The sequence below is a fragment of the Chromatiales bacterium genome, from assembly GCA_024234935.1.
Classification (GTDB): Bacteria; Pseudomonadota; Gammaproteobacteria; order Steroidobacterales.
The window spans coordinates 314,091-338,017 of the sequence record JACKNI010000002.1; the positions used below are offsets into that span (position 1 = coordinate 314,091).

Here is a 23,927-nt window from a genome sequence, read left to right on the forward strand (position 1 = left end):
TCTGACATGGCCTGCGCTCCTGAGTGACTCCTGGGCGGCACCGCCAGCAGCAAGACTGGCGGCACCGGTCAGCATCGGAGCAGGAACAAGGTCCGGATCGGGGAGGCGGTAGAGACAGGGCCCACTTGGTTGCTGTGTCAGCCGCATCCCCTTTCGGGTGTCCACCTTGCCTGGGTTGGCAGGTTGGCGGGGCCTCGTGGCCCACTCTTGATGCTGAAAACATTATATCGCTAATGGATGGTGGCCAGGGGCGGAATTGAACCACCGACACGCGGATTTTCAGTCCGCTGCTCTACCAACTGAGCTACCTGGCCATCTGGGCGGGATCGCGGCTGAAGCCGCGCCTGCGGGAGGCGGGGGCATTTTACGCGGTCGGCCGGGCTTGCCGTCAAGGAATCCCGGTGCCGGCTGCAAAAAACCCTATTTGGGCTTGAAGTCGGGCGGCGGGGCTGCGCCGCCGCCAAAGAAGAACTTCTCCATTTCCGCTTCGAGGAACTTGCGGGCCTTGGGCTCGAAGGGCGTGAGGCGGTATTCGTTGATGAGCATGGTCTGGTGGGCGAGCCACTGCTGCCAGGCCTGTTTGGAGACATTCTCGTAGACGCGCTTGCCGAGCTCGCCGGGATAGGGAACGTAGTCGAGACCATCGGTTTCGATTTTCAATAGTACGCAATTGACCTGGCGGGGCATTTGGGGGCCTTCTGTTGTTTAGGTGGGATCGCGGCTGAAGCCGCTCCTACGGGAGAGCGTTGAGCAACTTCGAAACCGGCGCGGCAAGACCAACCTGTGCCGGCGCGCTCTTGTTATACCAGAGCCACCGGTCGCTCTCCATCGCGCGCAGCGGCACGCTGCCGAGGCGACATTCGACCGGCGTGATGTCGAGGTCGAAGTGCGTGAAGCCGTGGCGAAAGACCTTGCGCACATGCGTCGCATCGGGCGCGGCACCAAACTGCGCGCTGCACCACTCGCCCGCCGCATCGACCGAGCTGATTTCGGGCAGGCCCCAGAGTCCGCCCCAGATGCCGGTATCGGCCCGCCGTTCGAGCAGTACCGCGCCATCGGCACGGGCGCACAAGAGCAGCACGCAGTTGCGCAGCGGTCGCGCCCTGGCCGGCTTGCGCGCCGGCAGTTGTCCGGTGAGCCCTTCCGCATATGCGCGACAGCCTTCGCGCAAGGGACACTGTTGGCAGGCCGGTTTGCGCCGCGCGCAGACCGATGCGCCGAGATCCATGATCGCCTGGGTGTAGTGCGCGACGCGCTGCGCGGGCGTGCAGCGCTCGGCCAGCGCCCAGAGTTCACGCTGCACGGCTGATTCAGATGGCGGCCCCTCGATGCGGAACACGCGGGCGAGCACGCGCTTGACGTTGCCGTCGAGGATCGCGTGGCGCCGGCCGGCAGACAGCGCAAGGATCGCGGCAGCCGTCGAGCGGCCGATACCGGGCAGCGCCGACAAGGCATCGAAATCCGCCGGCACCACGCCCTCATGCTGGTCGCGGACCTGTTGCGCGGCGCGATGCAGATTCCGCGCGCGAGCGTAGTAGCCCAGACCCGACCAGCGATGCAGCACTGCATCGGCCGGTGCATCGGCCAGCGCCCGCACATCGGGGAAGGCGGCCATGAAGATGTCGTAGTAACGCGCGACGGTCGCGACCTGGGTCTGCTGGAGCATGATTTCCGACACCCAGACGCGGTAGGGCGTGGGCTCTTGCTGCCAGGGCAGATCCCTGCGGCCGTGCCGGTCCCACCAGGCGAGGAGCAAGGGAGCCAGCTTTTCAGCGAAGTCGGCTTTCATGACGGCAGAGCCTAACAAGTTGCCTGCCGGGAGTGAGCGATTGCAGCCGGCCGGGGACTTGCCCGCCACCAGCGGGCGGCGCAGACTCCGCCACCGTCGCCCCCCGGGGGGCTGCACGATCACATTGACCGATGTCGCCATCCCGCCTCAAAGCTCCGGCCATCATTGGCGCCATCGGGGTTGTCTATGGAGACATCGGCACCAGCCCCCTCTACGCCTTCGGTGCAGCGATAAAGGCCTCCCGCCCGGCGCCCGTCGGGCTGGCGATATTCGGCTCGCTGTCGCTGATTTTCTGGAGCCTGGTGCTGGTCGTCAGCCTCAAGTACCTCGTCGTCGTGGTACGGGCAGACAATGAAGGCGAAGGCGGCATTCTCGCGCTGCTGGCCAGGCTCGAACAGCATTTCTTCCGCTGGAGTTACTGGTCGCGGAAGCTGCTGCTGGCCGGTGCGCTCGGTGCAGCGCTCTTTTATTGCGATGCCGTCATCACGCCCGCGATCTCGGTGCTCAGCGCGGTTGAAGGCCTGGAACTGCTGGACCCCGGCTTTTCAGGGGCCATCCTGCCACTGGCCTGCGGCATTCTGCTCGGGCTGTTCCTGCTCCAGCGCAACGGCACTGCCAGCATCAGTCGCTACTTCGGTCCCGTCATGCTGTTGTGGTTCGGCGCACTGGGCGTGCTCGGCGTGATTTCCATCGCCCATACACCGCAGATCCTGCTGGCTCTGAACCCGATGTTCGCACTCGCACTGCTGTCACATGAAACGGGGATTGGCATGGCGATCATCGGCGCGGTCTTTCTCACCGTGACCGGCGGCGAGGCCCTGTATGCCGACATGGGGCATTTCGGGCGATCGGCGGTGCGGGTGACCTGGTTCGGATTTGTCTGGCCTGCGCTGGTGCTGAACTATTTCGGCCAGGGCGCACTCGCGCTGCGTGACGTCGGCTCGCTGGACAGCCCGTTCTTCCGGCTCGCACCGGAACCGCTGCTTGCGGCCCTGATCATCCTTGCCACGGCTGCCACCATCATTGCCTCCCAGGCAACGATTACCGGTGCGTTCTCCATCACCAAGCAGGCGGTACAACTCGATCTCATGCCACGTGTGCGGATTGTCCAGACTTCAGAACAGGAACGCGGCCAGATCTACGTGCCGGTTGCCAACTGGGTAATGCTGGTTCTGGTCATCAGCGTGATGCTCGGCTTTGGCAGTTCTGGCGCGCTGTCGGCGGCATACGGGGCAGCCGTCGCGGGCACGATGTGGATTACCACGGTACTTGCCGCCGTGCTGGCGCGGATCGAATGGAAATGGTCATGGCCCCTGCTCGCCGTGGCCTTCGGCAGCTTCCTTGTCATCGACACCACGTTTGTATTCGGCAACCTGACCAAGATTGACGACGGCGCATGGGTACCGGTACTCATGGCGGCACTGCTGTTCCTGGTGTTCGTGGCCTGGCACGACGGCCGGGAACAATTGAGCCGCAAACTCGATGCCGCCGTCGTCAGGACAGGAGAGCTGGAAGGCCTGTTGACCGGCACCCGGCAGGTCAGCGGCACCGCGATTTTTCTTGCCAGCCGCCCTGACTCCATACCCGGCGCGTTCCTGCGCAACATCGAGCACAACCATGTGGTGCACGAGAACGTGGTGTTCCTGCACCTCAACTTTCTCCGGGTGCCGAAAGCCGATGCTGCAACACGCCTGACCATCGAACGGTTGCACGACTCGATCTACACGGTTCAGGCGCGTTTCGGCTTCATGGAAACCCCGGATGTGGCCGCCGTCATCCAGCAATGCGTGCGTCAGGGTCTGCGCATCGCTTCCCGCGACTACACGCTGTTCCTCGGTCAACACGTCGTGGTCCCGATCCGCCGGCGACGTGCCCGGCTCTGGCAGCGGGAGCTGTTTGCCTGGCTGCAGCGTCGCTCGACAGGCGCTGCCGAGTTCTTCGGCATGCCACTGCGGCGCGTGGTGATCGTCAGTACCGTGATCGAAATATAGATCCGTTCATTGGCACAAATCGGCCTGAACTGTGCGCTCGCGCAGCCCATCCGGCCCGCGGATGTGACCCCGGTCTCATCGACTTGTCATAGTCGGGCCTTAGGCTAACCCCACATCTATCCGTGGGGACGAACTGGCCGGCCGGGCATGCCCGGCTACGCGGGCCAATCATGCAGCAATGAAGCTTCTGTTGGTTGAAGACAATCCGGCTGACGTTGAATTTCTCGCCGCATCGTTGCGGCGTCAGCGCGCCAGTGACGTGGAGATGGTCAACGTGCAGTCTCTGGGCGGCGCAACCGAGCGTCTGGCCAGCGAGAAGTTCGATATCGTGCTCCTCGATCTGCATCTGCCGGATGCTTCCGGCCTGGAATGCATAGACGCCATCCAGGCAGTCGACAACGAGATCCCCATCGTCGTGCTGAGCGGCCAGGACGACGAGGAATTTGCCGTCAACATTCTCAACAAGGGCGCCCAGGACTATCTCGTCAAATGGGAAGGCCAGGGACGCACCATCCTGCGCTCGGTGCGCTATGCGATCGAGCGCAAGCGCTCGGAGTTGCGACTCAACTACATGGCGCAGTTCGATGCCCTGACCGGCATTCCGAACCGCCAGTTCTTCAACGACCAGCTGACCCGCGCCACGGCGAGAGCGCGCCGCGACGGCCGCAAGGTGGGCTTGCTGTTTCTCGATCTGGACGAGTTCAAGGTGGTGAACGACACGCTGGGCCACGATGCCGGCGACTGCCTGCTGAAGGAAGTGGCGAGCCGCATTCGGCGCTCGGTACGCACCGGCGATGTGGTGGCCCGGCTCGGCGGCGACGAGTTCGCGGTGCTGCTGGAGGGACTGCAGGGGCCGCTGGAAGTCGAGACCATGGCGAACAGTCTGCTTGAACTGATCTCGCAGCCCTACCACATCGTTGACCGGCAGCTCGACATCACCACCAGCATCGGCATCACGATGTACCCGAACGACAGCGCCGATACGCAGATGATGCTGAAGAACGCGGACATCGCCATGTACCAGGCCAAGGAGAACGGCCGCAACAACGTCACTTTCTTCACCGAGCGCATGCACGCCGAGCTGATCGAGTATCACGAGCTTGAACGGGATATCCGCGAAGCATTGCGGCTCGAAGAATTTCACGTCGTGTATCAGCCCAAGGTGAATGCGAACACCCGCCGCCTGCAGGGGCTCGAGGCGCTGTTGCGCTGGACCAGCCCGACGCGCGGCAAGGTCAGCCCCGGCACCTTCATTCCGGTGGCCGAAGAAAGCGGACACATCATCCCGCTGGGTTACTGGATTCTCGAGCAGGTCTGCCAGACGCTGAAGATCTGGGAGCAGATGGAGCTGCCACGCGTGCCGGTATCGGTGAACGTCTCGGCACGGCAGTTCCAGCAGCCGGACTTCCACAAGCGCGTGGCGCAGATACTCGCCACCCATGACATCGACCCGGGGCTCATCGAGATCGAGCTGACCGAAGGACTGGTCATGGAAGACAGCGAGGCCGCACAGATGGAGCTGCTGCGCCTCAAGCGGATCGGGCTGCGCATCTCCATCGACGATTTTGGCACCGGTTACTCCTGCCTGAGTTATCTGCGGCGCTTCCCGATCGACGTGCTGAAAATAGACCGCTCATTCATCATGGAGATCGGCGTCAGCCAGGACGGCGAGAGCATCATCGACGCGATCATCTCGCTGGCACGCAGCCTGCGACTGGAAACGGTCGCAGAAGGCGTGGAGACCACCGAGCAGCTCAATTTCCTGCTCGAGCACGGTTGTCATATCGTGCAGGGCTATCTGTTCGGCGTGCCGATGGAGAAGGCGCTCATCGAACCGCTGCTGGCCGAGCTCGATAACGGCGTGGACTCCACCGCAACCCGGCGCGCCCTCGCCGCGGCGAACGGTCACTGACAGCAACGCAGCGGACAAGCCAGCATGCACTCACTGACCGCTGCTGCCACTGATATCAGCCCTGCGCTGCAGGCCACCCTGACGGCCAGCGGCATTGGCCTCTACTCCTTTGATCCGGAAACCGACGCTTTCCTGGTCGATGACACCTGCCGGAAGCTGTTTGACCTCGATCCCGGAATCCCCCTGTCACCGGATGTCATGCTGTCGCGAATTCACCCCGACGACGTACCACGCTACTGGGCGGCGGCGGCCGAGAGCATGCAGACCGGCAGCTTTGCCTGCGATTACCGCGTGGTCCACCGCGACGGTTCGGTGCACCTTGTCAGTGGACGCGGCAATGTCCACGGATCAAGCCGGCGGCTTCTGGGCGTCTGTGTGGATGTCACGGCACGCCATGCCCTGGAGGCGGAACTGCAAGCCACCCAGGCGCGCATGCAGCATCTGGCCGACGGGGTGCCGGGCCTGTTTGCCTACGTGGACCGCAACTACATCATCCGCTTTCTGAGCAGCGAGTATGACCAGTGGTACGGCTACTCGCGAACCCGGCATCTGAACGAAGCGATTACCGCGGTAATCAGTGCTGAAACCTGGCTGAAACGCCAACCACTTTACGACCGCTGCCTGGCTGGCGAAATCATCCAGTACGAAGAGACGCGCACCATGGCCAGTGGTGAGCAGCGCTTTTATGCCGTGACCTATCAGCCGGACCACAATGCGGCGGGCGATATCGTCGGCATCCTTTCGCTGGCGATGGACATCACGGATCGACGGGCGATAGAGCGTGCGCTGGAGAGCAAGTCCGAGGAACTCGAGCGCTCCAACAAGGATCTTGAACAGTTTGCCTATGTCGCCTCACATGATCTGAAAGCACCCCTGCGGGCCATCGACATCCTGGTCGACTGGCTGCGGGAGGATCTGAGCAGCTTTGAGGGCGGCGAAGTCCAGCAGAACCTCGGCCTGCTGAAACAACGCACCACACGTCTGCACCGCTTGCTCGACGATCTGATGGCCTACTCGCGCGCCGGCCGGAAGCCGGGTGAGATCACCGAGGTGGACACCCGGCTGCTGGCCACCGACCTGTTCACGCTGCTCGCACCGCCGGCCACGATGCGCATGGAGGCCAGCACTTCCCTGCCGCTTATCCGCGCCCATCAGGCGCCGCTGGAGCAGGTGCTGCGCAACCTGATCAACAACGCGATCAAGCACCACCCGACGAAACAGGGTCATGTCCGGGTCTATGCACAGGACAAGGACGACGAACTGCTGTTTGCCGTCGAGGACGACGGCGCAGGCATACCGCAGGAATATTCCGAAAAAATATTCGAGATGTTCCAGACCCTGCAGCCGCGAGACGAAATGGAAGGCAGCGGCATGGGACTCGCGATCGTGAAGCGAATCGTGGAGTTGCAGGGCGGCCGTATCTGGTTTCACGGCGGGCCTGGCGGCAGCGGCACCGTATTCAAATTCACATGGAAAAAACTGCCCGGACAGGTACCCGGCGCAATCAGCAATGAGGTGAGCGATGAGCGATCCGGAACGAACCGTCAATATCTTGCTGGCTGAAGACGATCAGATCGACCAGAAGGCCTTTCTGCGCGCCTTCGCCAGGTTGCGCATCAGGAACCCGGTCACCGTCGCCAAGGATGGCCTGGAAGCATGGGAGATACTGAAGGGTCTCAACGGCAAGCCGCCGCTGGCGCGGCCAAACCTGCTGATTCTGGACATCAACATGCCGCGCATGAACGGACTCGAGCTGCTCGAGCGGATCCGTGAAGATGCCGAACTCCATGACTCGATCGTGTTCATGCTGACCACCTCGAACGACGAGGAGGACAAGATCGAGGCCTTCAACCTCAATGTTGCCGGTTACATGCTGAAGTCGGACATCGGCCAGAGCTTCGTCAAAGCCGTCGAACTGGTGGACAACTACTGGCGGGTGATGGAATTTCCGTGCAAGTCCTCTGGCGGCGCGCCAGCCAGACCGGTCAGGGCGGGCGCCGTGGTCAGTGCAGACAGCCGCGGCATGCTCTGAAGCAGGACCGGCACTGCCTACGGACAGGCGTCTTCGCCTTCGATGATGAGCGCGCTCATCTCCGAAGAGATCTCGTCGCGGCGCTTGTCGGATGCATTGCTCTTGTCGAGCTGATCGTCGGCCTTCTTTGCCGTCGCGCTGTCATCTGAATTGGAGGCGACCAGCAGCAGTCCGAGCTTGAGATCGGCGGCCGGAAGCTTGCGCTTGAGAAAGTCCCAGACACATTGGCACTGCCGGGCATCGAGACCATCGACCTTGCAGATCTCTGCGTCGAAGACCGGCCGTTGTGCAGCATCGCCCGCGTCCTCGGCAAGTACCGGCCCGGCCGCGAACCAGGCCCCCAATGACAGGGCCGCGGTCAGCACGCCCGTCCGGCTGAAGCGTCCAAACTGGAAACGATTGCTCATGACTGATCTCCCTGTCCCGGAGTAAAGATTCTGGCCAAGCGCAGCCCGGCGCGCAACTCAGGATGCTGCACGAGCATCCGGGGCCAGCATCCCGCGCTGCTCAAGCCATGACCGCGCCTCATCGGCATCGGTCTCGAACCACCGCTGCGCCGAGCCAAGCCGGAAGGTATAACCCCAGGCATCCATATCGGCGAAGAGCCGCAGCCGGTTGAAACGACTGGAATCAGTCAAGGCAGCGATCCGGTCGATCAGCAGCACCTGCAGGTAACACACCGCATCTTCCTCGGCATAGTCGCCGCCAGCATCACGATCCAGCACCTCCCGGCGCTGCGGATCCATGCACAGGTAGTGCGCGGCCTCATGCAGTGCGGAGTGCAAAGGCGTATCCAGCCGGACGAACAGTCGATGCCGGATCAGGCCGGCTTCCGACTCGCCCCAGTAGCTGCCGGGGATCGGTGCACCGGCCGCGACCAGAACCACGCCGAGTCCGCTTCCGGCAAACAGCCGGGCAAGCAGATCGACGCCGATTTCCGCTACTGTCATCATCGCGGCTGAAACGCTGGATGGCTTTGCATTAACAGGAGACAGTCTAGACGATGGCGAAGACCAATCCCGCTCCTGGCTGGCCATCATTTCCGGCCGGCGACAAGACCAGCCTGCGCGCCCTGCTCGGCGGGCTCAAGGTGTCGCAGTGGTGGCCGGCGGCGGATCTGCGCGCGGCACAGCAGGCACAGCTCGCCTGGCTGGTGGGCTGGGCAGCCGCAAAGGTTCCCTGCTATCAGCGGGAAAAATGGCCGGCGCAGTTTGCCACCCGGCTCGCCCGGAACCCCGGGCAGTTCTGGGACATCTGGCGGGAAATACCGACGCTTGCCAAGCCGGAACTGCGTGCGCTCGGCGCGAAGCTCTATGCGCGGTCCGTGCCCTCTGCCCAGTTGCCTTTCGGCTCGATCAGGACGTCGGGCTCCACCGGCATCTCGGTGGAACTCCGCACCACCGCCACCACCCACCGACTCTGGGAGGCGCTCACCCTCCGCGAACATCTCTGGTCGCAGCGCGACTTCAGCAAGCGGCTCGGAATCATCCGATCGCGCAAGGAATCACGAGATGCGATTGACCAGATCCAGCCCAACTGGGGCGCGCCGGTTGCGCACATGTTCCCGACCGGGCCCTCGTCGGCGATACACATCGGGCGGCCCGTCGCTGAACTGGCCATGTGGCTCAAGGACTTCGATCCGCACTACCTGCTGACCTATCCAAGCATCATGCCCTGGCTCATGGACTACATGGCGGAGACCGGCGACCGCCCGCAATCCCTGCGCGAGATCCGCTTTATCTCCGAGCCGCTGGACAAGGCGCTTGAAGCGCGCCTGGCTGAAGAGTGGCAGGTCAAGAGTACCGATATCTACTCGGCGAACGAGGTCGGTTACATCGCCTTCCGCTGTCTTGAACACGGCGCGCTGCATGTGCAGTCCGAATCGCTGCTGGTGGAGATCATCAATGATCAGGGACAACCCTGCGTGCCCGGGGAGTCCGGGCGCGTGGTCGTGACCTCCCTGCACAATCTGGCGACGCCCCTGCTGCGCTATGACCTCGGCGACTACGCCACGGTCGGCGAGCCCTGCCCCTGCGGCCGTGGACTGCCGGTCGTCAGCCAGATCCTTGGCCGCACGCGCAATGCCGCACTTTCACCGGACGGGCAACGCTACTGGCCAACCAGACTGAACAGAATGCGCACGGTGACACCGATCAAACAGGTGCAGTACGTGCAGACCGCCATCGACACCATCGAGATGCGCGCCGTGCTGTCGCGGCCGCTCAGGGAACAGGAACGGCTCGACGCGGTAAAGAGCACCATTGCGGCGCTCGGCCATCCCTACAAGGTGGTGGTGGTGCCGGTCAGCGAAATCCCGCGCGGCGCCGGTGGCAAATTCGAGGAATTCCTTTCGCTGCTGCCTGAAGTGCAGAACTGAGCATGAGTGGAGCGGGTGATGGGAATCGAACCCACGTTAGCAGCTTGGGAAGCTGCAGTTCTACCATTGAACTACACCCGCCTGGTCAGGCCTCGAACAGTGTACCTGCCACCCTTGCCGAACCCAATACTGCCGGCCGTGGAATGGTTTCCGGGAACGATCCGGATGGATTGGAGCCGGATCGAACATATAGTGTAGGACCGGATCCAAGGCAGCTTTAATCGACATGAATCACGACAACAAAAGCGCGCAAACAGTGCTGATCGTCGGCGCGACAGGTTACATCGGCAGGGCCGTCGTTGCGGAATCGGTGCGGCAAGGTTACGACGTCATTGCGGTAACCCGGTCCCCGAAAAAAGACAGCGCATTTGACGGCGCGGAAGTCGTCGTGGCCGATGTAGCCGACCCTGCATCGATCGCGAAACTGTTTGAGCGAAAGGTTGATGTGGTCATTTCATGCCTGGCCACCCGATCGGGCTTGCCCAGGGACTTCGACGACATCGACTACAAGGCAACGCTCAATGTCCTCAATGCCGCGCAGAAGAGCGGCACGGGCAAGTTCATTCTCCTGTCGGCAATCTGCGTGAGGAAGCCGGAACTGCCGCTGCAGCTTGCCAAGCTGAAAATGGAAGACGCCCTGATGCGATCGGGCATCGACTACACGATCGTCAGGCCCACCGCGTACTTCTGGGTATTCGACTCGCAAACCAGGCGGATCGCACGGGGGCACCCGGGTTTCGTGGTGGGCACAGGTGATCAGTCCCGCCACAATCCCATCGCGAAAGAGGACCTGGCCGAGTTCATGGTGAGCAGCATTGGCGACAACGAACGCAGGAACCGGATCTTCATCCTGGGCGGGCCGGAGGTTCCCGACAACATCGTTACTTACAGGGAGGCGCTCCTGATGACCTTCGAGGCACTGGGCAGGGAACCGCGGATCATCAGCATCCCGGACTGGGTGTTCAAGGCACTGGTCCGTATCAGCTGGTTTATCGGGCTGTTCATCAGGCGGGTCGCGGTCTTTTCAGGATTCCTCAACGTTGTGCATTACTACATGGTCAACGACATGCGCGCCCCGGGCTATGGCTCTGCCACGCTCAGGCAATACCTGATTGACACGAACAGGAACGCGCAGACGTAGCTGCCGGGGTCCCGGTCTGGCAACCATGGACAGCGATGACTTGGCTGCGAACCCGGAATCCCGACATCGGGAGATCCGCAGCTACGTGCTGCGCGCGGGGCGGCTGACGAGCGCGCAGCAACGCGCGCTTGCCGAACTCTGGCCACGTTTTGGCATTCCCGCTGCGAAGCGCGATACCGGACCGCTGGATCTCGATGCCCTGTTCGGCCGCAAGGCACCGCGCATACTCGAGATCGGCATCGGCAACGGTGCTGCGCTGCTCAGCATGGCCGCGCATGACCCCGGCCGCGATTATCTGGGCGCCGAGGTCCATGCGCCGGGCATCGGCCATTGCCTTCTGGAGATCGAGCGTCTCGGGCTCGGCAATGTCCGGCTGTTAATGGAAGATGCCGTCGGGGTGCTGCGCGACAGATTGCCCGACGCAAGCCTTGCCGGGCTGCACCTGTTCTTTCCCGATCCCTGGCACAAGAAGCGCCACCACAAGCGACGGCTGGTGCAAGCGCCGTTTGTGGCGCTGCTTTCACGCAAGCTGGCCGCGGACGGCTACTTCCATGTCGCGACGGACTGGCCACCCTATGCCGAACATATCGCTGCGGTGCTGGCGGCGAGCGGCGACTTTGGCGAGGGCGTCGATCCGGCCAGCGGCAGTTCGCGCCCGCTGACCCGCTTCGAAGCGCGGGGCCAGCGGCTGGGCCATCCCATCTGGGAACGGATCTATCCGCACCGCATGGATTAAACCCGGGTGTACCCAATCGGCGCCAATTGCGCTATATAAATCCCGTGGCAAGGACCTTCTTTGCAGTCAACAAGCGGATACCGGGAAAATGACCACCGGCATTGGATTCCCCGAGGTAGGCGATTGGTTTCGGCGCGTCGACGGCAGCACCTTCGAGATCGTTGCCGTCGATGAGGGTGATCGCACCATCGAACTCCAGCATTTCGACGGCACGCTCGAGGAAATCGAGCTCGCGGCCTGGCTGGAACTCGCAGCAGAAGCGATCGATCCACCGGAAGACTGGTCCGGCTCGATGGACGTGGACGAGGCCGACCTGCCGCCCGGCGAGGAGCCGCATCGCGAATTCAGCGATCCACTCGATTTTGTCGACGACTACGAAGGCAGTTAGCCGGACGAACGCCGTACAGGGCACGCTTCTACTGGCGTGACGGCGGCGACGACCATTCGCGCCCGATCGTAACGCCTGCTGCCGCCCGCCCCGCCAGCAAATCGCGCAGATAGGCGGGCGCAATCAGATGACAGTAATGAACACCGCGGACACGCGCATCGAAGCGTGCAAAACGCGGATCGAGCCAGTCCACCCGAAAGCCCTTGCTGTGAATCGTCAACGCGCCGGATTCATCCTCTGTCGTGAGCTGGAACGGCGCGAGCCAGTCTGGTCCGGTCGCAGCCGGCTGCTTTTCATTGAAAACGTTCTCGCCCGGGTCGAGCACGACCTGCCGGTCGGCAGCGTCGGGCAATGAGGCGCGTACCTGGCGCAGCGTTTCCCGGTTCATGTCCTGGCAAAGCCCGTCAGGCCCGGCAGTGCCCGGACCGAAGGCTGCGTTCAGGTGATCAGCACTCTTCATCTTGCAGGAGATCGCGACAGCCCGGTCCGGATCATCCGCCGCGGGCCAGACATAAACGTGCAGGGTGAGCGGATCGATGTTGGTCTTGGATTTGACGAAGCCGTCAAAATCGGGATGCACCACGAACTCACCCAGCTTGTCGGTGCGGCTGACGATACGTTGTGCCTCGGCACAGAACTCCGCCGGGCTTGCGCCGAGCAGCCCCGTATCAGCAGCCGATGCAGCGGGACCACTCGCCGCGCAGCCGGTGAGGCAAGCCGCCACTGCAGTCACGAGCATCGACGCCCACAATTCTTTCATCGTAATGGTCTCCATTGAATCAGGCTGAAGCCGGTGCGCGCACCAGCACATATCCGCCCTCTGCCCAGCACTCCAGACTGTTGAGGGAGTGCCCCGCACAGGGGCCATGGATGCACAGGCCGCTCTCCGGCTCGAACAGCGCGCCATGTGAGGCACAGCGCAGCAGGCGGAGTTTTGGTATCAGGAAGTCATCGTCATCCATGTTCAGGGGATGGCGTTTGTGCGGGCAGACGTTGGTATAGGCACGCAGCTGGCCGCCGATCTGCACCACAAAGCCCCGGAACGGCCAGTCGCCCTCACCGGAAAAGAACTCACGGGCGCCGGGATCACCCAGCGCATCGAGGCTGCAAACGCGCACGACATGAAGCCCGGTCATGCTGCACTCATCCCGATTTCCGCTGGCGCCGCACGACAACCATGGCAAGCAGAACCGCCGGAATGCCCGCTGCAGTCGTATAGATGAAGAAATTCACCCAGCCCGACATCTCCACGACCTGGCCCGAGAAGCCACTGAGCAACCGCCCCGGCAGCGACATCAGCGAAGTGAACAATGCGTACTGGGTCGCGGTATAGGCCACGTTGGTCAGGCTCGACAGGTAAGCGATGAAGATGGTACCGACAAAACCGGCGGCCAGATTGTCTGCGCAGATCGCGGCGATCAGCCAGCCGAGATCCGGGCCCGCCTGCGCCAGGCCGATGAACACCAGGTTCGAGGCCGCCAGCAGTATCGCACCCACAACGAGCGGACGCGCAGCTCCGTAGCGTGCCACCGCAACCCCGCCAAGCGCGGCGCCGACCAGCGTGATGCCAAAACCGAAAACCTTGGTTACGGTCGCGATCTCGGACAGGCTGAAACCGGTGTCGATGTAGAAGGGATTGGCCATTACGCCGAGCACCATGTCGCTGATCCGGTAACTGCCGATGAACAACAGCAGCACGAAACCGAAGCCGCCGACGCGCTGGAAGAATTCCCTGAACGGCCCGACTACCGCCGTGCTGAACCAGTCGGTGAGCGAGTTCGCACCGGCCACGCCGATCGCCACGGCCGGTTCGGCGACCAGCAAGGCAGTGAGCACGCCTGGCAACATCAGGGCCGCCATGACCTGATAGGCGAGACCCCAGGAGCCGAGGTCGGCGATATACAGCGCGCCGGCGCCGGCGACCAGCACGGCTGTGCGATAGCCAACCTGGTAGGCAGCCGCCATCGCCCCCTGCAGGCGCTCGGCCACCGCTTCGATGCGCCAGGCATCGACCGCGATGTCCTGCGTCGCGGAGCAGACTGCCAGCACCACTGTCAGCAGGGCGACCTGCGTGAGCCGGGCAGCCGGGTCGGTAACAGACATCAGCAACAGCACCGCGATGACACCGCACTGGCTCAGGAGCATCCAGCTGCGGCGCCGGCCAAACCAGGCCGTCAGACCGGGGATGCCCAGCCGGTCGACCAGCGGCGCCCAGGCGAATTTCACCGAATAGGCGATGCCGGCCCAGGCAAACATGCCGATCTGGCTCTTGCTGACACCGGTGGTAGTGAGCCAGGCGGTGAGCGTGGTGAACACCAGCGGAAAGGGCAGCCCCGACGAGAAGCCGAGCACGAGCATGGCCAGCACGCGCGGCTGGGTATAAATGCCCAACACCGAGCTTGGCGTTTTTTCAGCCGAGTGCATAGTCCATCGACAGCGGTGCGTGGTCTGAGAAACGTTCGTCCCTGTAGATTTCAGCGCTGCGCGCCGTGCCGCTGAGGCCGGCGCTGCCGATCTGGTAGTCGATGCGCCAACCGACGTTCTTCGCCCAGGCCTGGCCACGGTTGGACCACCAGGTGTACTGGTCCGGCTCCGCATTGACCTGCCGGAAGCAATCGATGAAACCGCGCGGACCAAACAGCTCGTCGAGCCAGGCCCGCTCTTCGGGCAGGAAGCCGGAGTTCTTCTGGTTGGCGCGCCAGTTGCGCAGATCGATCGGCTGATGGGCGATGTTCCAGTCACCGCAGAGCAGATAGTCGCGACCATCCTGCCGGAGCCGGTCGAGGTGGTGGCCGAACTCATCCAGAAAGCGGAATTTTGCCTCCTGGCGTTCGGGGCTCGCCGAACCTGAGGGCAGATAGACCGAGATGACGCTGAGGTCACCGAAACGGGCCTCGAGATAGCGCCCTTCGGCATCGAACTCGGCCGAACCGAATCCACGCAGCAACTCGTCCGGCTTGCGCCGGGCGTAGAGCGCCACGCCGCTATAGCCCTTGCGCCTGGCCGATTCGTAATAGCAATGAAAGCCGGAGGGATGATAGAGCTCATCCGCAATCTGCCCGGGCTGCGCGCGGACTTCCTGCAGGCAGATCACATCAGCGCCCTGCTGCGGGAGCCAGTCGAACAGGCCCTTGCGCGCAGCTGAGCGGATGCCGTTGACGTTGAGGGTAACGATGCGCATTGGCGGTGTACGATACCGCAAAAGGGAAAGGCCCAGCGGTAGAGAGTCATGCACGCTTATCAGCAACAGTTCATCGAACTCGCCGTAGAGGTCGGGGTGCTGAAATTCGGCCAGTTCAAACTCAAGTCCGGACGCATCAGTCCGTACTTCTTCAACTCGGGGCTGTTCAACACCGGCTACGCCGCTGCAAAACTGGGTCGCAGTTATGCGGCGGCCGTGGATGCCGCCGATATCGCCTTCGACATGCTGTTCGGCCCGGCCTACAAGGGCATTCCGCTGGTATCGCTGGCCGCCGCCGCTCTGGCCGAACACTACGGGGTGGACGCGCCATTCTGTTTCAACCGCAAAGAGATCAAGGATCACGGTGAGGGCGGTGCGATCGTCGGTGCGCCGGTCCATGGCCGCGTACTGATACTCGACGATGTGATCACCGCGGGCACGGCAATCCGCGAAACCATCACCCTGCTGCAACAGGCCGGCGGCACACCGGCCGGCGTGGTACTCGCGCTGGACCGGCAGGAACGCGGCAGCGGCGAACTGTCAGCGACCCAGGAAGTCGAAAAGAACTACGGCATCCCGGTGACCAGCATCATCCGGCTCGACGATCTGGTGGAACACCTCGAAGGCAGCAGCGTACACAGCCAGTTCCTGCCGCTGATTCAGGACTACCGGGAGCGGTACGGGGTAAGCTGAAGCCTGACGCTTTGCATCAGCGGTGAAGCTGCGCAGCAGGTCACTGTTTTTGCTCGGTGTCTGACAGGATAATCTGGCTCGGGATGGCCTTGCATCGGGCCAGACCGGTGGGTTCGGGGCAGTGGGATCAGACATGCAGGCTCGAGGCTTTGCTTTCGGCGGCCAGGCAGCCGCGCATATGCGCGGTCGTGACGCCGTGCGACTGGCAAGCCTGTTCATGGCCGGCATCCTGATTCTGCTCTCGGCCTTGCCGGGGCCGGCAGAGGCGGCCAGGAAAAAGACCACGTCAAGCAGCAACACGAGCAGCACCAAAGTCTATCGCTGGGTCGATGACAATGGCGTCGTTCACTACAGCGACCAGATCCCGCCGGAACAGGCGCCGGCCGACCGGCAGATCCTCAATCAGTACGGTGTGCCCATCAAGGCCGAGCAGGGCGCGATGTCGCAGGCTGAAATAGAAGCCGCGAAACGCGCCAGTGACGAACGCGAGGCCGCGCGTGCGGCCGCCGAGCGCGATGCCGTTCTGCTCAGCACCTATCTCTCGGTGGACGAAATCGAGGCGCTGCGGAACCGGCGCGTGGACCTCATGCAGGGACAGATCTCGCTGACCGAAAACTACCTGCAGACCCTGCGCGAGAAGCTGGAGAAACTGCAGAAGGAGGCGAGCGCCTTCAAACCCTACAGCCAGGAGCCCGAGGCCGAACCGATCGACGCCGCACTGGCCCAGGAATTGTCAGACACGCTCGACTCGATCTCTCTGTATGAGAAAACCCTGCTGGATACGCGCACACGGCAAACGCGCCTGATCAGCGAGTTCGATGCGGCGATCGCCCGCTTCAAGGAACTCAAGGGACTCTAGGCAGAGCGGCTACTGCCGGCCGGTGTGGCCAAAGCCGCCGGCGCCGCGCGACGATGCGCTGAACTCATCCACCACGTCGAACTGCACCTGCACGACAGGCACGAAAACCATCTGTGCCAGGCGGGCGCCGGGTTCGATTTCAAAAGCTTCGCTGCTGCGGTTCCAGCAGGAAACCATGATCTGGCCCTGGTAATCCGAGTCGATCAGGCCAACCAGATTGCCGAGCACGATACCGTGCTTGTGGCCCAGTCCGGAGCGCGGCAGGATCACCGCAGCGAGCTTCGGATCGGCTATGTGCATGGCCATGCCGGTCGGTACCAGGACAGTCTGGCCGGGCGCCACCTGCAGCGGCGCATCCACACAGGCACGTAAATCGACGCCGGCGGAACCTGCGGTTGCGTAGTCAGGCAGTGGGAAGTCACGGCCCAGCCGCGGATCGAGTATGCGCAGTCTGATTTGCATGGAAAGTCTCAGTTGCCGGCCGGGCGGCGCAACGGCGTCACGCTGCCGGCCCGTGATGCCGTGTACCGGGCGGCGACGATCCGGATGATCTGCCGCGCCAGCTCGGACTTGGACATGCGCGACAGCTCTTCGCGGCCATCGCGCCACAGCACCAGCGCGCTGTTGTCGTCTTCATCGAAGCCGAGGTACGCACCGACCAGGTTGGCGACGATCATGTCGAGGCGCTTGCCCTCGAGTTTTTGCCGGGCATATTCCTCGAGCCGTTCGGTCTCGGCGGCAAAGCCGACGGTGAATGGCGGCTTCGGCAAGGCGGCGATCGTCGCGAGCAGATCCTGCGACTTGCCCATTTCCAGCACCAGACGGTCGCTGCGCTTCTTGATCTTCTGCGGCGCAGCCTCGGGACGATAGTCGGAAATCGCCGCCGCACCGATATAGATATCCGCACCGGCGACACAGTCGAGCGCCGCAGCGCACATCTGCCCCGCTGTCTCCACGTCGGTGCGCCGCACGCCGCGCGGCGCGGGCAGGTTCACGGGCCCCGCGATCAGCGTCACATCTGCGCCCGCTTCGACAGCCGCCTGTGCGACCGCAAAGCCCATCTTTCCGGAACTCCGGTTGCTGATGAAACGCACCGGGTCGATCGGTTCGCGCGTCGGGCCAGCCGTGACGAGTACCCGCAGTCCGGCGAGCAGGCCGCTGACTGCGGTTCGCCCCTCGTGCTGCGCCACCGCCGCGACGCATGCCTCGACGAGTTCCGCCGGCTCCACCATCCGGCCGGGACCAACATCGCCGCAGGCCTGGCTGCCGACGGCAGGGCCTATGCAGCGCACGCCGCGCGACTCGAGGGTGGCCCGGTTGGCCTGGGTGGCGGGATGACGCCACATCACCTGGTTCATGGCCGGCGCGAGCAGAATCGGCGCCTCGGTTGCCAGACACAGGGTACTCAGCAGATTGCCGGCGGCGCCGGCCGCAAGCTGCGACATGAAATGGGCCGTTGCGGGAGCAACGAGCACGTAGTCAGCCCAGCGCGCGAGCTCTATATGTCCCATCGCCGCTTCGGCCTCCGCATCCCAGAGATCGACGCGGACCGGATGAGCGGAGACTGCCTGAAAAACCGTCGGCGTGATCAGGCGTGCCGCGCTTGCGGTCATTACCACCCGCACTTCGGCGCCGGCGTCCTGCAGACGCCGCACGATATCGGGGCTCTTGTAGGCAGCGATACCGCCTGTGATGCCCAGCAGAATGCGTTTTTTTTGCAAATGGCCCAAACGGGTCCGCCTGACGCGGGAGGACAGGCGCCAAAGATTACCGTAAAGCGGCAGTTGTCGCGGCGTTTTGTCGATCAGACCATCAGTTTCGGCGCTTGGTCAGACCTGAGACAAGCCCGAAAATGGCCGTTCATGCACCACTCCATAAAAGACTGGCCGGTACTGGAACGGCCACGCGAACGCCTGGCGCATGCGGGACCTGCTCACCTTTCCGATGCCGAGCTGCTGGCCGTCATGCTGGGCCGCGGTACGGCCGGTGTGTCGGCACTCGACCTGGCCCGCCAGTTGCTCACGCAGTTTGGCGGCATGCGCGGTGTGCTCAACGCGCGGGCCAGCGAACTGGAGGCCCTGCACGGCGTGGGGCCCGGCAAGTCTGCAGTCCTGACCGCCGCGCGTGAGTGCTGTTGCCGCTATATGGGCGAAAAGCTGGCGCCCGGCCGGGCAATCGCCGCCCCGACCGACAGCCAGGATTTCCTGCTCGCCCGCCTGCGCGACCGCAGCTACGAGGTGTTTTGCTGCATCTTTCTGGATAACCGCCACCGGGTACTGGCCTTCGAGGAACTCTTTCGCGGCACGATCGACAACACCACGGTCTATCCGCGTGAGGTGGTCCGCCAGGCCCTGCACCGCAATGCCGCAGCCGTGATCCTCGCCCACAATCACCCCTCGGGGATCCCGGAACCCAGCGATGCGGACCGGCTGATCACCCGCCGCGTCCGCGATGCACTCGAGCTGATCGACGTGCGGCTGCTCGATCACCTCGTGATCGGGGACGGCAGCTGCGTGTCGCTGGCCAGCCGGGGCATGCTCTGAACTGCACCCCGCCCTTGCCACGGGACCTGTCCCGCTGGTATAAAGCGTGCCCTTCCGCCGTACGGCGGCTCTACCAAGCCGTTGACTTAATAGAGGTTTGCCATGTCCCGCGTCTGTCAGGTAACCGGAAAGCGCCCGGTCTACGGGAATACCGTGTCCCACGCCAACAACAAGAAGCGACGCCGGTTCCTGCCCAACCTGCATACCCATCGTTTCTGGCTGGAAGGCGAAAAGCGTTTCATCAGCCTGCGCGTTTCGAACAACGGCCTGCGCACGATCGACAAGCTCGGCATTGAAACAGTTCTGGAGCAGCTGCGCGCCAAGGGCGAGCAGGTCTGAGGTAAGCAGCCATGGCCAAATCAATTCGCGACAAGATCAAACTGGTGTCCACTGCGGATACCGGCCACTACTACACCACCACGAAGAACAAGCGCACGCATCCGGAAAAGCTGGAAACCAGCAAGTACGATCCGGTTGTCCGCAAGCACGTGGCCTACAAAGAAGCCAAGATCAAGTAACGGCTGAAATCGCTACCCTGCGGGCAGCCTCATGCCCGAATTACCCGAGGTAGAAACCACCCGGCGCGGTATCGCGCCCTGGCTCGAAGGCCAGCGCATCGCGCGCCTGGTGACCAGGGTTCGCGCATTGCGCTGGCCCATTCCCGATGTCCTGTCCGAACGTCTTGCCGGCGCCGAAGTGCTGGCCGTGCAGCGACGCGCCAAGTACCTGCTCCTCTGTACTGACCGCGGCACTGCGCTACTGCATCTGGGCATGTCCGGCAGTCTGCGCGTGCTGCACGATCCGCCACCCCCGGGCCGGCATGACCACTTCGACCTGGTCACTGCGGCCGGCACCGTCATCCGCTTCAATGATCCACGCCGCTTCGGCGCGTTGCTCTGGACTGAAGCGGATCCGGCTCGTCACCCCCTGCTCGCGTCGCTGGGTCCCGAACCGCTCGGTGCCGGATTCGATACGGCCTGGCTGCGCGCGCATTGCCAGCGACGCAAGATCGCCATCAAGCCGCATATCATGAATGCACAGATCGTGGTTGGCGTCGGCAACATCTACGCCAGCGAGGCGCTGTTCCGCGCCGGGATTCATCCGGCCCGCGCAGCCGGGCGCCTCGCCGAAAAACGTCTGGGGCTGCTCGTCACGGCGATCCGGGACGTGCTGTCGGATGCGATCCGGGCCGGCGGCACGACGCTGCGCGATTTCCAGCAGGGCGACGGGCAGCCTGGCTACTTCACGCAGGATCTGCGCGCCTATGGTCGCGCCGGCCGGCCCTGCGTGGTCTGCAGGACACCTTTGAAGCAGCTGGTACTGGCCCAGCGATCGAGTTACTACTGTCCACGCTGCCAGCGCTGAGGCGCGCGCCTCTCAATAGACGGTCACTTCACCGCCGCCGCGCGGATCAGACGCGGCATCGACCCGGCCGGTCTCGCGGTCCCAGGTCACCACCTGCATGTTGCCAAAGCTGCGCTGGCTGAGTTCAAGCTTGTGGCCTCGCGCTTCGAGCCCGGCCTTTTCTTCAGCCGTGAACGCGCCTTCTTCGTAAGCCACCACATCCGGGTAGTACTGGTGGTGATAGCGCTTCAGACTGACCATCTGTTCCGCATCGGCACCGTCCATCCAGGCCAGGGCAGAGAGCAGCACCATGCTGATGATGCGGCTGCCGCCCGGTGTGCCGACTATCGCGACGCCACGTGGCGATTCGATAAAGGTGGGCGACATGCTCGACAGCATGCGCTTGCCGGGGGCGATGGCATTCGCCTCGGTACCGAGCAGCTCGAAGCCGTTCGGCGTGCCGGTCTTGATCGAGAAATCGTCCATTTCGTTGTTCAGGATCACGCCGGTGCCGGGCGGGATAAACGCCGCGCCGAACCAGGTGTTGATGCTGAGCGTCCCGGCAACACGATTGCCCGCCTTGTCGAGCACCGAGAAATGCGTGGTATTCGTGCCGCCACCGGTGTCGGGCGCGACGCCGGGCAGGTTGTCGCTCGGCGTGGCGCGATCCAGCCGGATCGAGGTGCGTTGACCGTCCGCATAGCAAGGGCTTAGCAGGCGATCGATCGGCATCGAAACGAAGGCCGGATCACCCAGATACATGGCGCGATCACGATAGGCGCGGCGCAGGGCTTCGATCGTGAGGTGCTTGCGCTCGACCGGCTGCAGGCTGGCCAGATCGTAAGCGCGCAGGATATTCAGCGTATCGCCGAGCACCACACCACCGGAGGATGGCGGTGGCACCATGACCAGGGTCGCACCCCGATACTGGACGCGGATCGGTTCACGTTCGATGACCTTGTAGGCGGCCAGGTCATCGCGCGTCCAGATGCCGCCGCCGGCCTGCACACCGGCGACCAGGCGTCGCGCTACGTCACCCCGATAAAAACCGTCGTGGCCATCGGCCGCAAGCCGTCGCAGCGTACGGGCCAGGTCACGGAAACGCACCTTGGCCCCGGGCTGTCGCGGCACGCCGCCGGGCAGATACAAGGCGGCAAATGCCGGTGACTTGCGCGCCGCGTCTGCCCGGAACTTGAGACCCATGCCGATGCCGCGGGAAATCTCGATGCCCTCGTCGGCGTAGCGGATCGCGGGGGCAAGGCTGGTGGCGAGCGGCAGGCGGCCGTAGCGTTTGGCCAGATGAACGAGCGCCGCCGGCTCGCCGGGAATCCCCGCCGCCAGCGGGCCATCCATCGTGACGCCGGGGCGCGGATTGCCCTGGGCGTCGAGATACATGTCACGAGTGGCAGCCGCCGGTGCAACCTCGCGCCCGTCGATGACGATCTGCCGACCCGAGTCCGCTTCATGCAGCAGCCAGAATCCCCCGCCGCCAAGGCCCGAAGCATAGGGCTCGACCACCGCGAGCGCCGCGCTGATCGCCACCGCGGCATCGAAGGCATTGCCACCCGCGGCGAGGATCTCCTCACCGGCCCTGGTCGCCAGCGGATGTGCCGTGGCGACGGCGGATTTCGCCGGTGCTGGCTGTGCGCCGGCGGGCAGTATCCATATCGAAACGCAGACCAGAAGCGCGAACGCCCTGAGCTGCACGGATCGTGTGCCTGGCCGCATGCCGTGTCGTGCGACGGTGCCTTTCAGGAAGTTGCTCACTGCTGCGCCAACTCGGCCCGCTTGCGCGCAAGTGCCGCGGCCACGACCTCCGGCACGAAGGCCCTGATATCCCCGCCGAGGATGCCGATCTCGCGCACGAAGGTTGAGGAAACGAAGGTGTATTCCTCCGCCGGCGTCAGAAAGACGCTTTCGATCTCGGGCTGCAGGTGCCTGTTCATGGTCGCCAGCTGGAACTCGAACTCGAAGTCGGACACGGCGCGCAGCCCGCGGATGATCACGTGCAGGCCATGCTGCCGCACATAATCGACGGTCAGGCCGGTATAGCCGTCGACGGTGATATTCGGCGCATCGGCAAGTGCGGCGCGCGCCATGCCAATCCGCTCGTCAAGCGAAAACATCGGTGTCTTGTTCGGGCTTGCCGCAACGGCAACCACCACACGATCGAACAGCTTCGCGGCCCGGCGCACCAGGTTGAGGTGGCCGTTGGTCACCGGATCGAAGGTTCCGGGATACATCGCGCCGACTGACATCCTTATGTGCTCCTCTGATTTGAACGAGCTGGTCCGCTACACCAGCCTGGCCAGTGCATAACGCACCTCACCGGCCTCGCGCTCCCGGTGCACTTGCCAGCCTTCGGGCAGTTCCGGCAGCGCGTTCTTGCGGCTCGTCTCGAGATAGACCCAAGCCTGCGGGGCAAGCCAGCCACGCGCGAGGAGTGTACACAAGTTGCCCAGCTCGTCCTCCGCGTAGGGCGGATCAAGGAATACCAGATCGAAGCTGCCCGGCACGGGCCCGGCCAGCCAGCGGCGGGCATCAGCACGAATCACCCGGCCCTTGTCCTGACCCTGACCGCCAAAGCGCACCAGCGTGGCCTCCAGCGCCCTGGCGGCTGCCACATCCTGCTCGACGAACCAGCTCCCGGCCGCACCGCGCGACAGTGCTTCGAGGCCGAGCACGCCGGTGCCGGCATAGAGATCGAGGCAGCGCATCCCGGGCAGGACAGGCGCCAGCCAGTTGAACAGCGTTTCCCGGACGCGATCGGGCGTCGGGCGGATGTCTGTGCCCGCCGCTATGTCTATGCGCCGGCCCCGCCACTCGCCGGCGATGATCCGTACGTTGCCGGGCGCCTTGCCCGTTTGCCGCTTGTGCATCTCGCGCCTGCTCTCCTGCCTGTACCCTGGCCGTCAACGGCACCGGTCACCGGTCACCGGTC

27 protein-coding genes, 2 tRNA genes and 1 riboswitch are annotated in these 23,927 nt (G+C 63.8%); of the genes, 14 read left to right on the forward strand and 15 right to left on the reverse strand.

Going from position 1 to position 23,927, the window contains the following annotated elements:
* Positions 1-115: 115 nt before the first annotated feature.
* Positions 116-219, reverse strand: a riboswitch (SAM riboswitch).
* Positions 220-238: 19 nt separating this feature from the next.
* From H6979_06800 to mutY, 3 genes are all read right to left on the reverse strand, one after another.
* Positions 239-314, reverse strand: a tRNA-Phe gene (locus H6979_06800).
* A gap of 106 nt (positions 315-420) precedes the next feature.
* Positions 421-687, reverse strand: a complete 267-nt coding sequence (locus H6979_06805) for an oxidative damage protection protein (GenBank protein MCP5139547.1) — start codon at positions 685-687, stop codon at positions 421-423.
* Between the two features lie 46 nt (positions 688-733).
* Complete coding sequence (gene mutY / locus H6979_06810) at positions 734-1,789, reverse strand: A/G-specific adenine glycosylase (GenBank protein ID MCP5139548.1); 1,056 nt, start codon at positions 1,787-1,789, stop codon at positions 734-736.
* A gap of 131 nt (positions 1,790-1,920) precedes the next feature.
* Here mutY and H6979_06815 point away from each other — a divergent pair, with 131 nt between their 5' ends.
* From H6979_06815 to H6979_06830, 4 genes are all read left to right on the forward strand, one after another.
* Positions 1,921-3,780 (forward strand): KUP/HAK/KT family potassium transporter, encoded by a 1,860-nt coding sequence (locus H6979_06815; GenBank protein ID MCP5139549.1) that lies wholly within the window; start codon positions 1,921-1,923, stop codon positions 3,778-3,780.
* Positions 3,781-3,958: 178 nt separating this feature from the next.
* A complete protein-coding gene (locus tag H6979_06820; protein MCP5139550.1) occupies positions 3,959-5,692 on the forward strand; it encodes an EAL domain-containing protein in 1,734 nt (577 codons plus the stop codon).
* Between the two features lie 24 nt (positions 5,693-5,716).
* Entirely contained in the window at positions 5,717-7,255 is a 1,539-nt protein-coding gene (locus H6979_06825; protein MCP5139551.1) for a PAS domain-containing protein, read from the forward strand.
* A complete protein-coding gene (locus H6979_06830; protein MCP5139552.1) occupies positions 7,215-7,724 on the forward strand; it encodes a response regulator in 510 nt (169 codons plus the stop codon). Before H6979_06825 ends, H6979_06830 begins: the two co-directional genes overlap by 41 nt.
* 17 nt (positions 7,725-7,741) lie before the next feature.
* Here H6979_06830 and H6979_06835 read toward each other — a convergent pair whose 3' ends face one another.
* Together H6979_06835 and H6979_06840 are read right to left on the reverse strand one after the other, a co-directional pair.
* On the reverse strand, positions 7,742-8,131 hold the full coding sequence (locus tag H6979_06835; GenBank protein MCP5139553.1) for a hypothetical protein: 390 nt from the start codon (positions 8,129-8,131) through the stop codon (positions 7,742-7,744).
* Positions 8,132-8,188: 57 nt separating this feature from the next.
* Positions 8,189-8,677, reverse strand: coding sequence for a hypothetical protein (locus H6979_06840; GenBank protein MCP5139554.1), 489 nt, complete (start codon positions 8,675-8,677; stop codon positions 8,189-8,191).
* 50 nt (positions 8,678-8,727) lie between these two features.
* Here H6979_06840 and H6979_06845 point away from each other — a divergent pair, with 50 nt between their 5' ends.
* Positions 8,728-10,101: a phenylacetate--CoA ligase family protein gene (locus tag H6979_06845; GenBank protein ID MCP5139555.1), complete on the forward strand. Its 1,374-nt coding sequence runs from the start codon at positions 8,728-8,730 to the stop codon at positions 10,099-10,101.
* A 7-nt stretch (positions 10,102-10,108) separates the two neighbouring features.
* Here the strand turns inward: H6979_06845 and H6979_06850 are convergent.
* Positions 10,109-10,182, reverse strand: a tRNA-Gly gene (locus H6979_06850).
* Between the two features lie 145 nt (positions 10,183-10,327).
* Between H6979_06850 and H6979_06855 the strand changes: the two genes are divergently transcribed.
* From H6979_06855 to H6979_06865, 3 genes are all read left to right on the forward strand, one after another.
* Positions 10,328-11,242: an NAD(P)H-binding protein gene (locus tag H6979_06855; GenBank protein ID MCP5139556.1), complete on the forward strand. Its 915-nt coding sequence runs from the start codon at positions 10,328-10,330 to the stop codon at positions 11,240-11,242.
* A gap of 25 nt (positions 11,243-11,267) precedes the next feature.
* Entirely contained in the window at positions 11,268-11,978 is a 711-nt protein-coding gene (trmB, locus tag H6979_06860) for a tRNA (guanosine(46)-N7)-methyltransferase TrmB (protein MCP5139557.1), read from the forward strand.
* A gap of 88 nt (positions 11,979-12,066) precedes the next feature.
* Positions 12,067-12,366 (forward strand): hypothetical protein, encoded by a 300-nt coding sequence (locus tag H6979_06865; protein MCP5139558.1) that lies wholly within the window; start codon positions 12,067-12,069, stop codon positions 12,364-12,366.
* A 28-nt stretch (positions 12,367-12,394) separates the two neighbouring features.
* Here H6979_06865 and H6979_06870 read toward each other — a convergent pair whose 3' ends face one another.
* Genes H6979_06870 through xth form a run of 4 tightly spaced genes read right to left on the reverse strand, consistent with a single transcriptional unit; the run spans position 12,395 to position 15,547 of the window.
* On the reverse strand, positions 12,395-13,126 hold the full coding sequence (locus tag H6979_06870) for a hypothetical protein (protein MCP5139559.1): 732 nt from the start codon (positions 13,124-13,126) through the stop codon (positions 12,395-12,397).
* Between the two features lie 19 nt (positions 13,127-13,145).
* Positions 13,146-13,502, reverse strand: coding sequence for a Rieske 2Fe-2S domain-containing protein (locus tag H6979_06875; GenBank protein ID MCP5139560.1), 357 nt, complete (start codon positions 13,500-13,502; stop codon positions 13,146-13,148).
* 7 nt (positions 13,503-13,509) lie between these two features.
* Positions 13,510-14,724, reverse strand: coding sequence for an MFS transporter (locus H6979_06880; GenBank protein MCP5139561.1), 1,215 nt, complete (start codon positions 14,722-14,724; stop codon positions 13,510-13,512).
* A 52-nt stretch (positions 14,725-14,776) separates the two neighbouring features.
* Positions 14,777-15,547, reverse strand: coding sequence for an exodeoxyribonuclease III (gene xth / locus H6979_06885; GenBank protein ID MCP5139562.1), 771 nt, complete (start codon positions 15,545-15,547; stop codon positions 14,777-14,779).
* 48 nt (positions 15,548-15,595) lie between these two features.
* On the opposite strand from xth, the gene pyrE reads away from it, so the two are divergent.
* Together pyrE and H6979_06895 are read left to right on the forward strand one after the other, a co-directional pair.
* The gene (pyrE, locus tag H6979_06890) at positions 15,596-16,240 is read left to right on the forward strand and encodes an orotate phosphoribosyltransferase (protein ID MCP5139563.1); all 645 of its coding nucleotides are present in this window, start codon (positions 15,596-15,598) and stop codon (positions 16,238-16,240) included.
* Positions 16,241-16,418: 178 nt separating this feature from the next.
* Positions 16,419-17,099, forward strand: coding sequence for a DUF4124 domain-containing protein (locus tag H6979_06895; GenBank protein MCP5139564.1), 681 nt, complete (start codon positions 16,419-16,421; stop codon positions 17,097-17,099).
* 9 nt (positions 17,100-17,108) lie between these two features.
* Here the strand turns inward: H6979_06895 and dut are convergent, their stop codons facing one another.
* Positions 17,109-17,561, reverse strand: a complete 453-nt coding sequence (dut, locus tag H6979_06900) for a dUTP diphosphatase (protein MCP5139565.1) — start codon at positions 17,559-17,561, stop codon at positions 17,109-17,111.
* Between the two features lie 8 nt (positions 17,562-17,569).
* Complete coding sequence (coaBC, locus tag H6979_06905) at positions 17,570-18,820, reverse strand: bifunctional phosphopantothenoylcysteine decarboxylase/phosphopantothenate--cysteine ligase CoaBC (protein ID MCP5139566.1); 1,251 nt, start codon at positions 18,818-18,820, stop codon at positions 17,570-17,572.
* Between the two features lie 141 nt (positions 18,821-18,961).
* Here coaBC and radC point away from each other — a divergent pair, with 141 nt between their 5' ends.
* The 4 genes from radC (at position 18,962) to mutM (ending at position 21,007) form a co-directional block, all read left to right on the forward strand.
* Positions 18,962-19,642, forward strand: coding sequence for a DNA repair protein RadC (gene radC, locus H6979_06910; GenBank protein MCP5139567.1), 681 nt, complete (start codon positions 18,962-18,964; stop codon positions 19,640-19,642).
* Positions 19,643-19,744: 102 nt separating this feature from the next.
* The gene (rpmB, locus tag H6979_06915) at positions 19,745-19,981 is read left to right on the forward strand and encodes a 50S ribosomal protein L28 (protein ID MCP5139568.1); all 237 of its coding nucleotides are present in this window, start codon (positions 19,745-19,747) and stop codon (positions 19,979-19,981) included.
* A gap of 11 nt (positions 19,982-19,992) precedes the next feature.
* A complete protein-coding gene (gene rpmG, locus H6979_06920) occupies positions 19,993-20,160 on the forward strand; it encodes a 50S ribosomal protein L33 (protein ID MCP5139569.1) in 168 nt (55 codons plus the stop codon).
* Positions 20,161-20,191: 31 nt separating this feature from the next.
* Positions 20,192-21,007 carry a bifunctional DNA-formamidopyrimidine glycosylase/DNA-(apurinic or apyrimidinic site) lyase gene (gene mutM / locus H6979_06925; GenBank protein ID MCP5139570.1) on the forward strand — a complete coding sequence of 272 codons (816 nt, stop codon included), beginning with the start codon at positions 20,192-20,194 and terminating at the stop codon, positions 21,005-21,007.
* A gap of 12 nt (positions 21,008-21,019) precedes the next feature.
* Here the strand turns inward: mutM and ggt are convergent, their stop codons facing one another.
* Genes ggt through rsmD form a run of 3 tightly spaced genes read right to left on the reverse strand, consistent with a single transcriptional unit; the run spans position 21,020 to position 23,865 of the window.
* Positions 21,020-22,714: a gamma-glutamyltransferase gene (gene ggt, locus H6979_06930; GenBank protein MCP5139571.1), complete on the reverse strand. Its 1,695-nt coding sequence runs from the start codon at positions 22,712-22,714 to the stop codon at positions 21,020-21,022.
* Between the two features lie 35 nt (positions 22,715-22,749).
* Positions 22,750-23,244 (reverse strand): pantetheine-phosphate adenylyltransferase, encoded by a 495-nt coding sequence (gene coaD, locus H6979_06935; GenBank protein MCP5139572.1) that lies wholly within the window; start codon positions 23,242-23,244, stop codon positions 22,750-22,752.
* Positions 23,245-23,280: 36 nt separating this feature from the next.
* Positions 23,281-23,865, reverse strand: a complete 585-nt coding sequence (gene rsmD, locus H6979_06940; protein MCP5139573.1) for a 16S rRNA (guanine(966)-N(2))-methyltransferase RsmD — start codon at positions 23,863-23,865, stop codon at positions 23,281-23,283.
* Positions 23,866-23,927 lie beyond the last annotated feature (62 nt).

Excerpts from the sequence above, each read along its gene's own strand:
- H6979_06805 (MCP5139547.1), bottom strand. The coding sequence starts at position 687 with ATGCCCCGCCAGGTCAATTGCGTACTATTGAAAATCGAAACCGATGGT.
- mutY (MCP5139548.1), bottom strand. The coding sequence starts at position 1,789 with ATGAAAGCCGACTTCGCTGAAAAGCTGGCTCCCTTGCTCCTCGCCTGG.
- H6979_06815 (MCP5139549.1), top strand. The coding sequence starts at position 1,921 with ATGTCGCCATCCCGCCTCAAAGCTCCGGCCATCATTGGCGCCATCGGG.
- H6979_06820 (MCP5139550.1), top strand. The coding sequence starts at position 3,959 with ATGAAGCTTCTGTTGGTTGAAGACAATCCGGCTGACGTTGAATTTCTC.
- H6979_06825 (MCP5139551.1), top strand. The coding sequence starts at position 5,717 with ATGCACTCACTGACCGCTGCTGCCACTGATATCAGCCCTGCGCTGCAG.
- H6979_06830 (MCP5139552.1), top strand. The coding sequence starts at position 7,215 with ATGAGCGATCCGGAACGAACCGTCAATATCTTGCTGGCTGAAGACGAT.
- H6979_06835 (MCP5139553.1), bottom strand. The coding sequence starts at position 8,131 with ATGAGCAATCGTTTCCAGTTTGGACGCTTCAGCCGGACGGGCGTGCTG.
- H6979_06840 (MCP5139554.1), bottom strand. The coding sequence starts at position 8,677 with ATGATGACAGTAGCGGAAATCGGCGTCGATCTGCTTGCCCGGCTGTTT.
- H6979_06845 (MCP5139555.1), top strand. The coding sequence starts at position 8,728 with ATGGCGAAGACCAATCCCGCTCCTGGCTGGCCATCATTTCCGGCCGGC.
- H6979_06855 (MCP5139556.1), top strand. The coding sequence starts at position 10,328 with ATGAATCACGACAACAAAAGCGCGCAAACAGTGCTGATCGTCGGCGCG.
- trmB (MCP5139557.1), top strand. The coding sequence starts at position 11,268 with ATGGACAGCGATGACTTGGCTGCGAACCCGGAATCCCGACATCGGGAG.
- H6979_06865 (MCP5139558.1), top strand. The coding sequence starts at position 12,067 with ATGACCACCGGCATTGGATTCCCCGAGGTAGGCGATTGGTTTCGGCGC.
- H6979_06870 (MCP5139559.1), bottom strand. The coding sequence starts at position 13,126 with ATGAAAGAATTGTGGGCGTCGATGCTCGTGACTGCAGTGGCGGCTTGC.
- H6979_06875 (MCP5139560.1), bottom strand. The coding sequence starts at position 13,502 with ATGACCGGGCTTCATGTCGTGCGCGTTTGCAGCCTCGATGCGCTGGGT.
- H6979_06880 (MCP5139561.1), bottom strand. The coding sequence starts at position 14,724 with ATGCTCGTGCTCGGCTTCTCGTCGGGGCTGCCCTTTCCGCTGGTGTTC.
- xth (MCP5139562.1), bottom strand. The coding sequence starts at position 15,547 with ATGCGCATCGTTACCCTCAACGTCAACGGCATCCGCTCAGCTGCGCGC.
- pyrE (MCP5139563.1), top strand. The coding sequence starts at position 15,596 with ATGCACGCTTATCAGCAACAGTTCATCGAACTCGCCGTAGAGGTCGGG.
- H6979_06895 (MCP5139564.1), top strand. The coding sequence starts at position 16,419 with ATGCGCGGTCGTGACGCCGTGCGACTGGCAAGCCTGTTCATGGCCGGC.
- dut (MCP5139565.1), bottom strand. The coding sequence starts at position 17,561 with ATGCAAATCAGACTGCGCATACTCGATCCGCGGCTGGGCCGTGACTTC.
- radC (MCP5139567.1), top strand. The coding sequence starts at position 18,962 with ATGCACCACTCCATAAAAGACTGGCCGGTACTGGAACGGCCACGCGAA.
- rpmB (MCP5139568.1), top strand. The coding sequence starts at position 19,745 with ATGTCCCGCGTCTGTCAGGTAACCGGAAAGCGCCCGGTCTACGGGAAT.
- rpmG (MCP5139569.1), top strand. The coding sequence starts at position 19,993 with ATGGCCAAATCAATTCGCGACAAGATCAAACTGGTGTCCACTGCGGAT.
- mutM (MCP5139570.1), top strand. The coding sequence starts at position 20,192 with ATGCCCGAATTACCCGAGGTAGAAACCACCCGGCGCGGTATCGCGCCC.
- ggt (MCP5139571.1), bottom strand. The coding sequence starts at position 22,714 with ATGCGGCCAGGCACACGATCCGTGCAGCTCAGGGCGTTCGCGCTTCTG.
- coaD (MCP5139572.1), bottom strand. The coding sequence starts at position 23,244 with ATGTCAGTCGGCGCGATGTATCCCGGAACCTTCGATCCGGTGACCAAC.
- rsmD (MCP5139573.1), bottom strand. The coding sequence starts at position 23,865 with ATGCACAAGCGGCAAACGGGCAAGGCGCCCGGCAACGTACGGATCATC.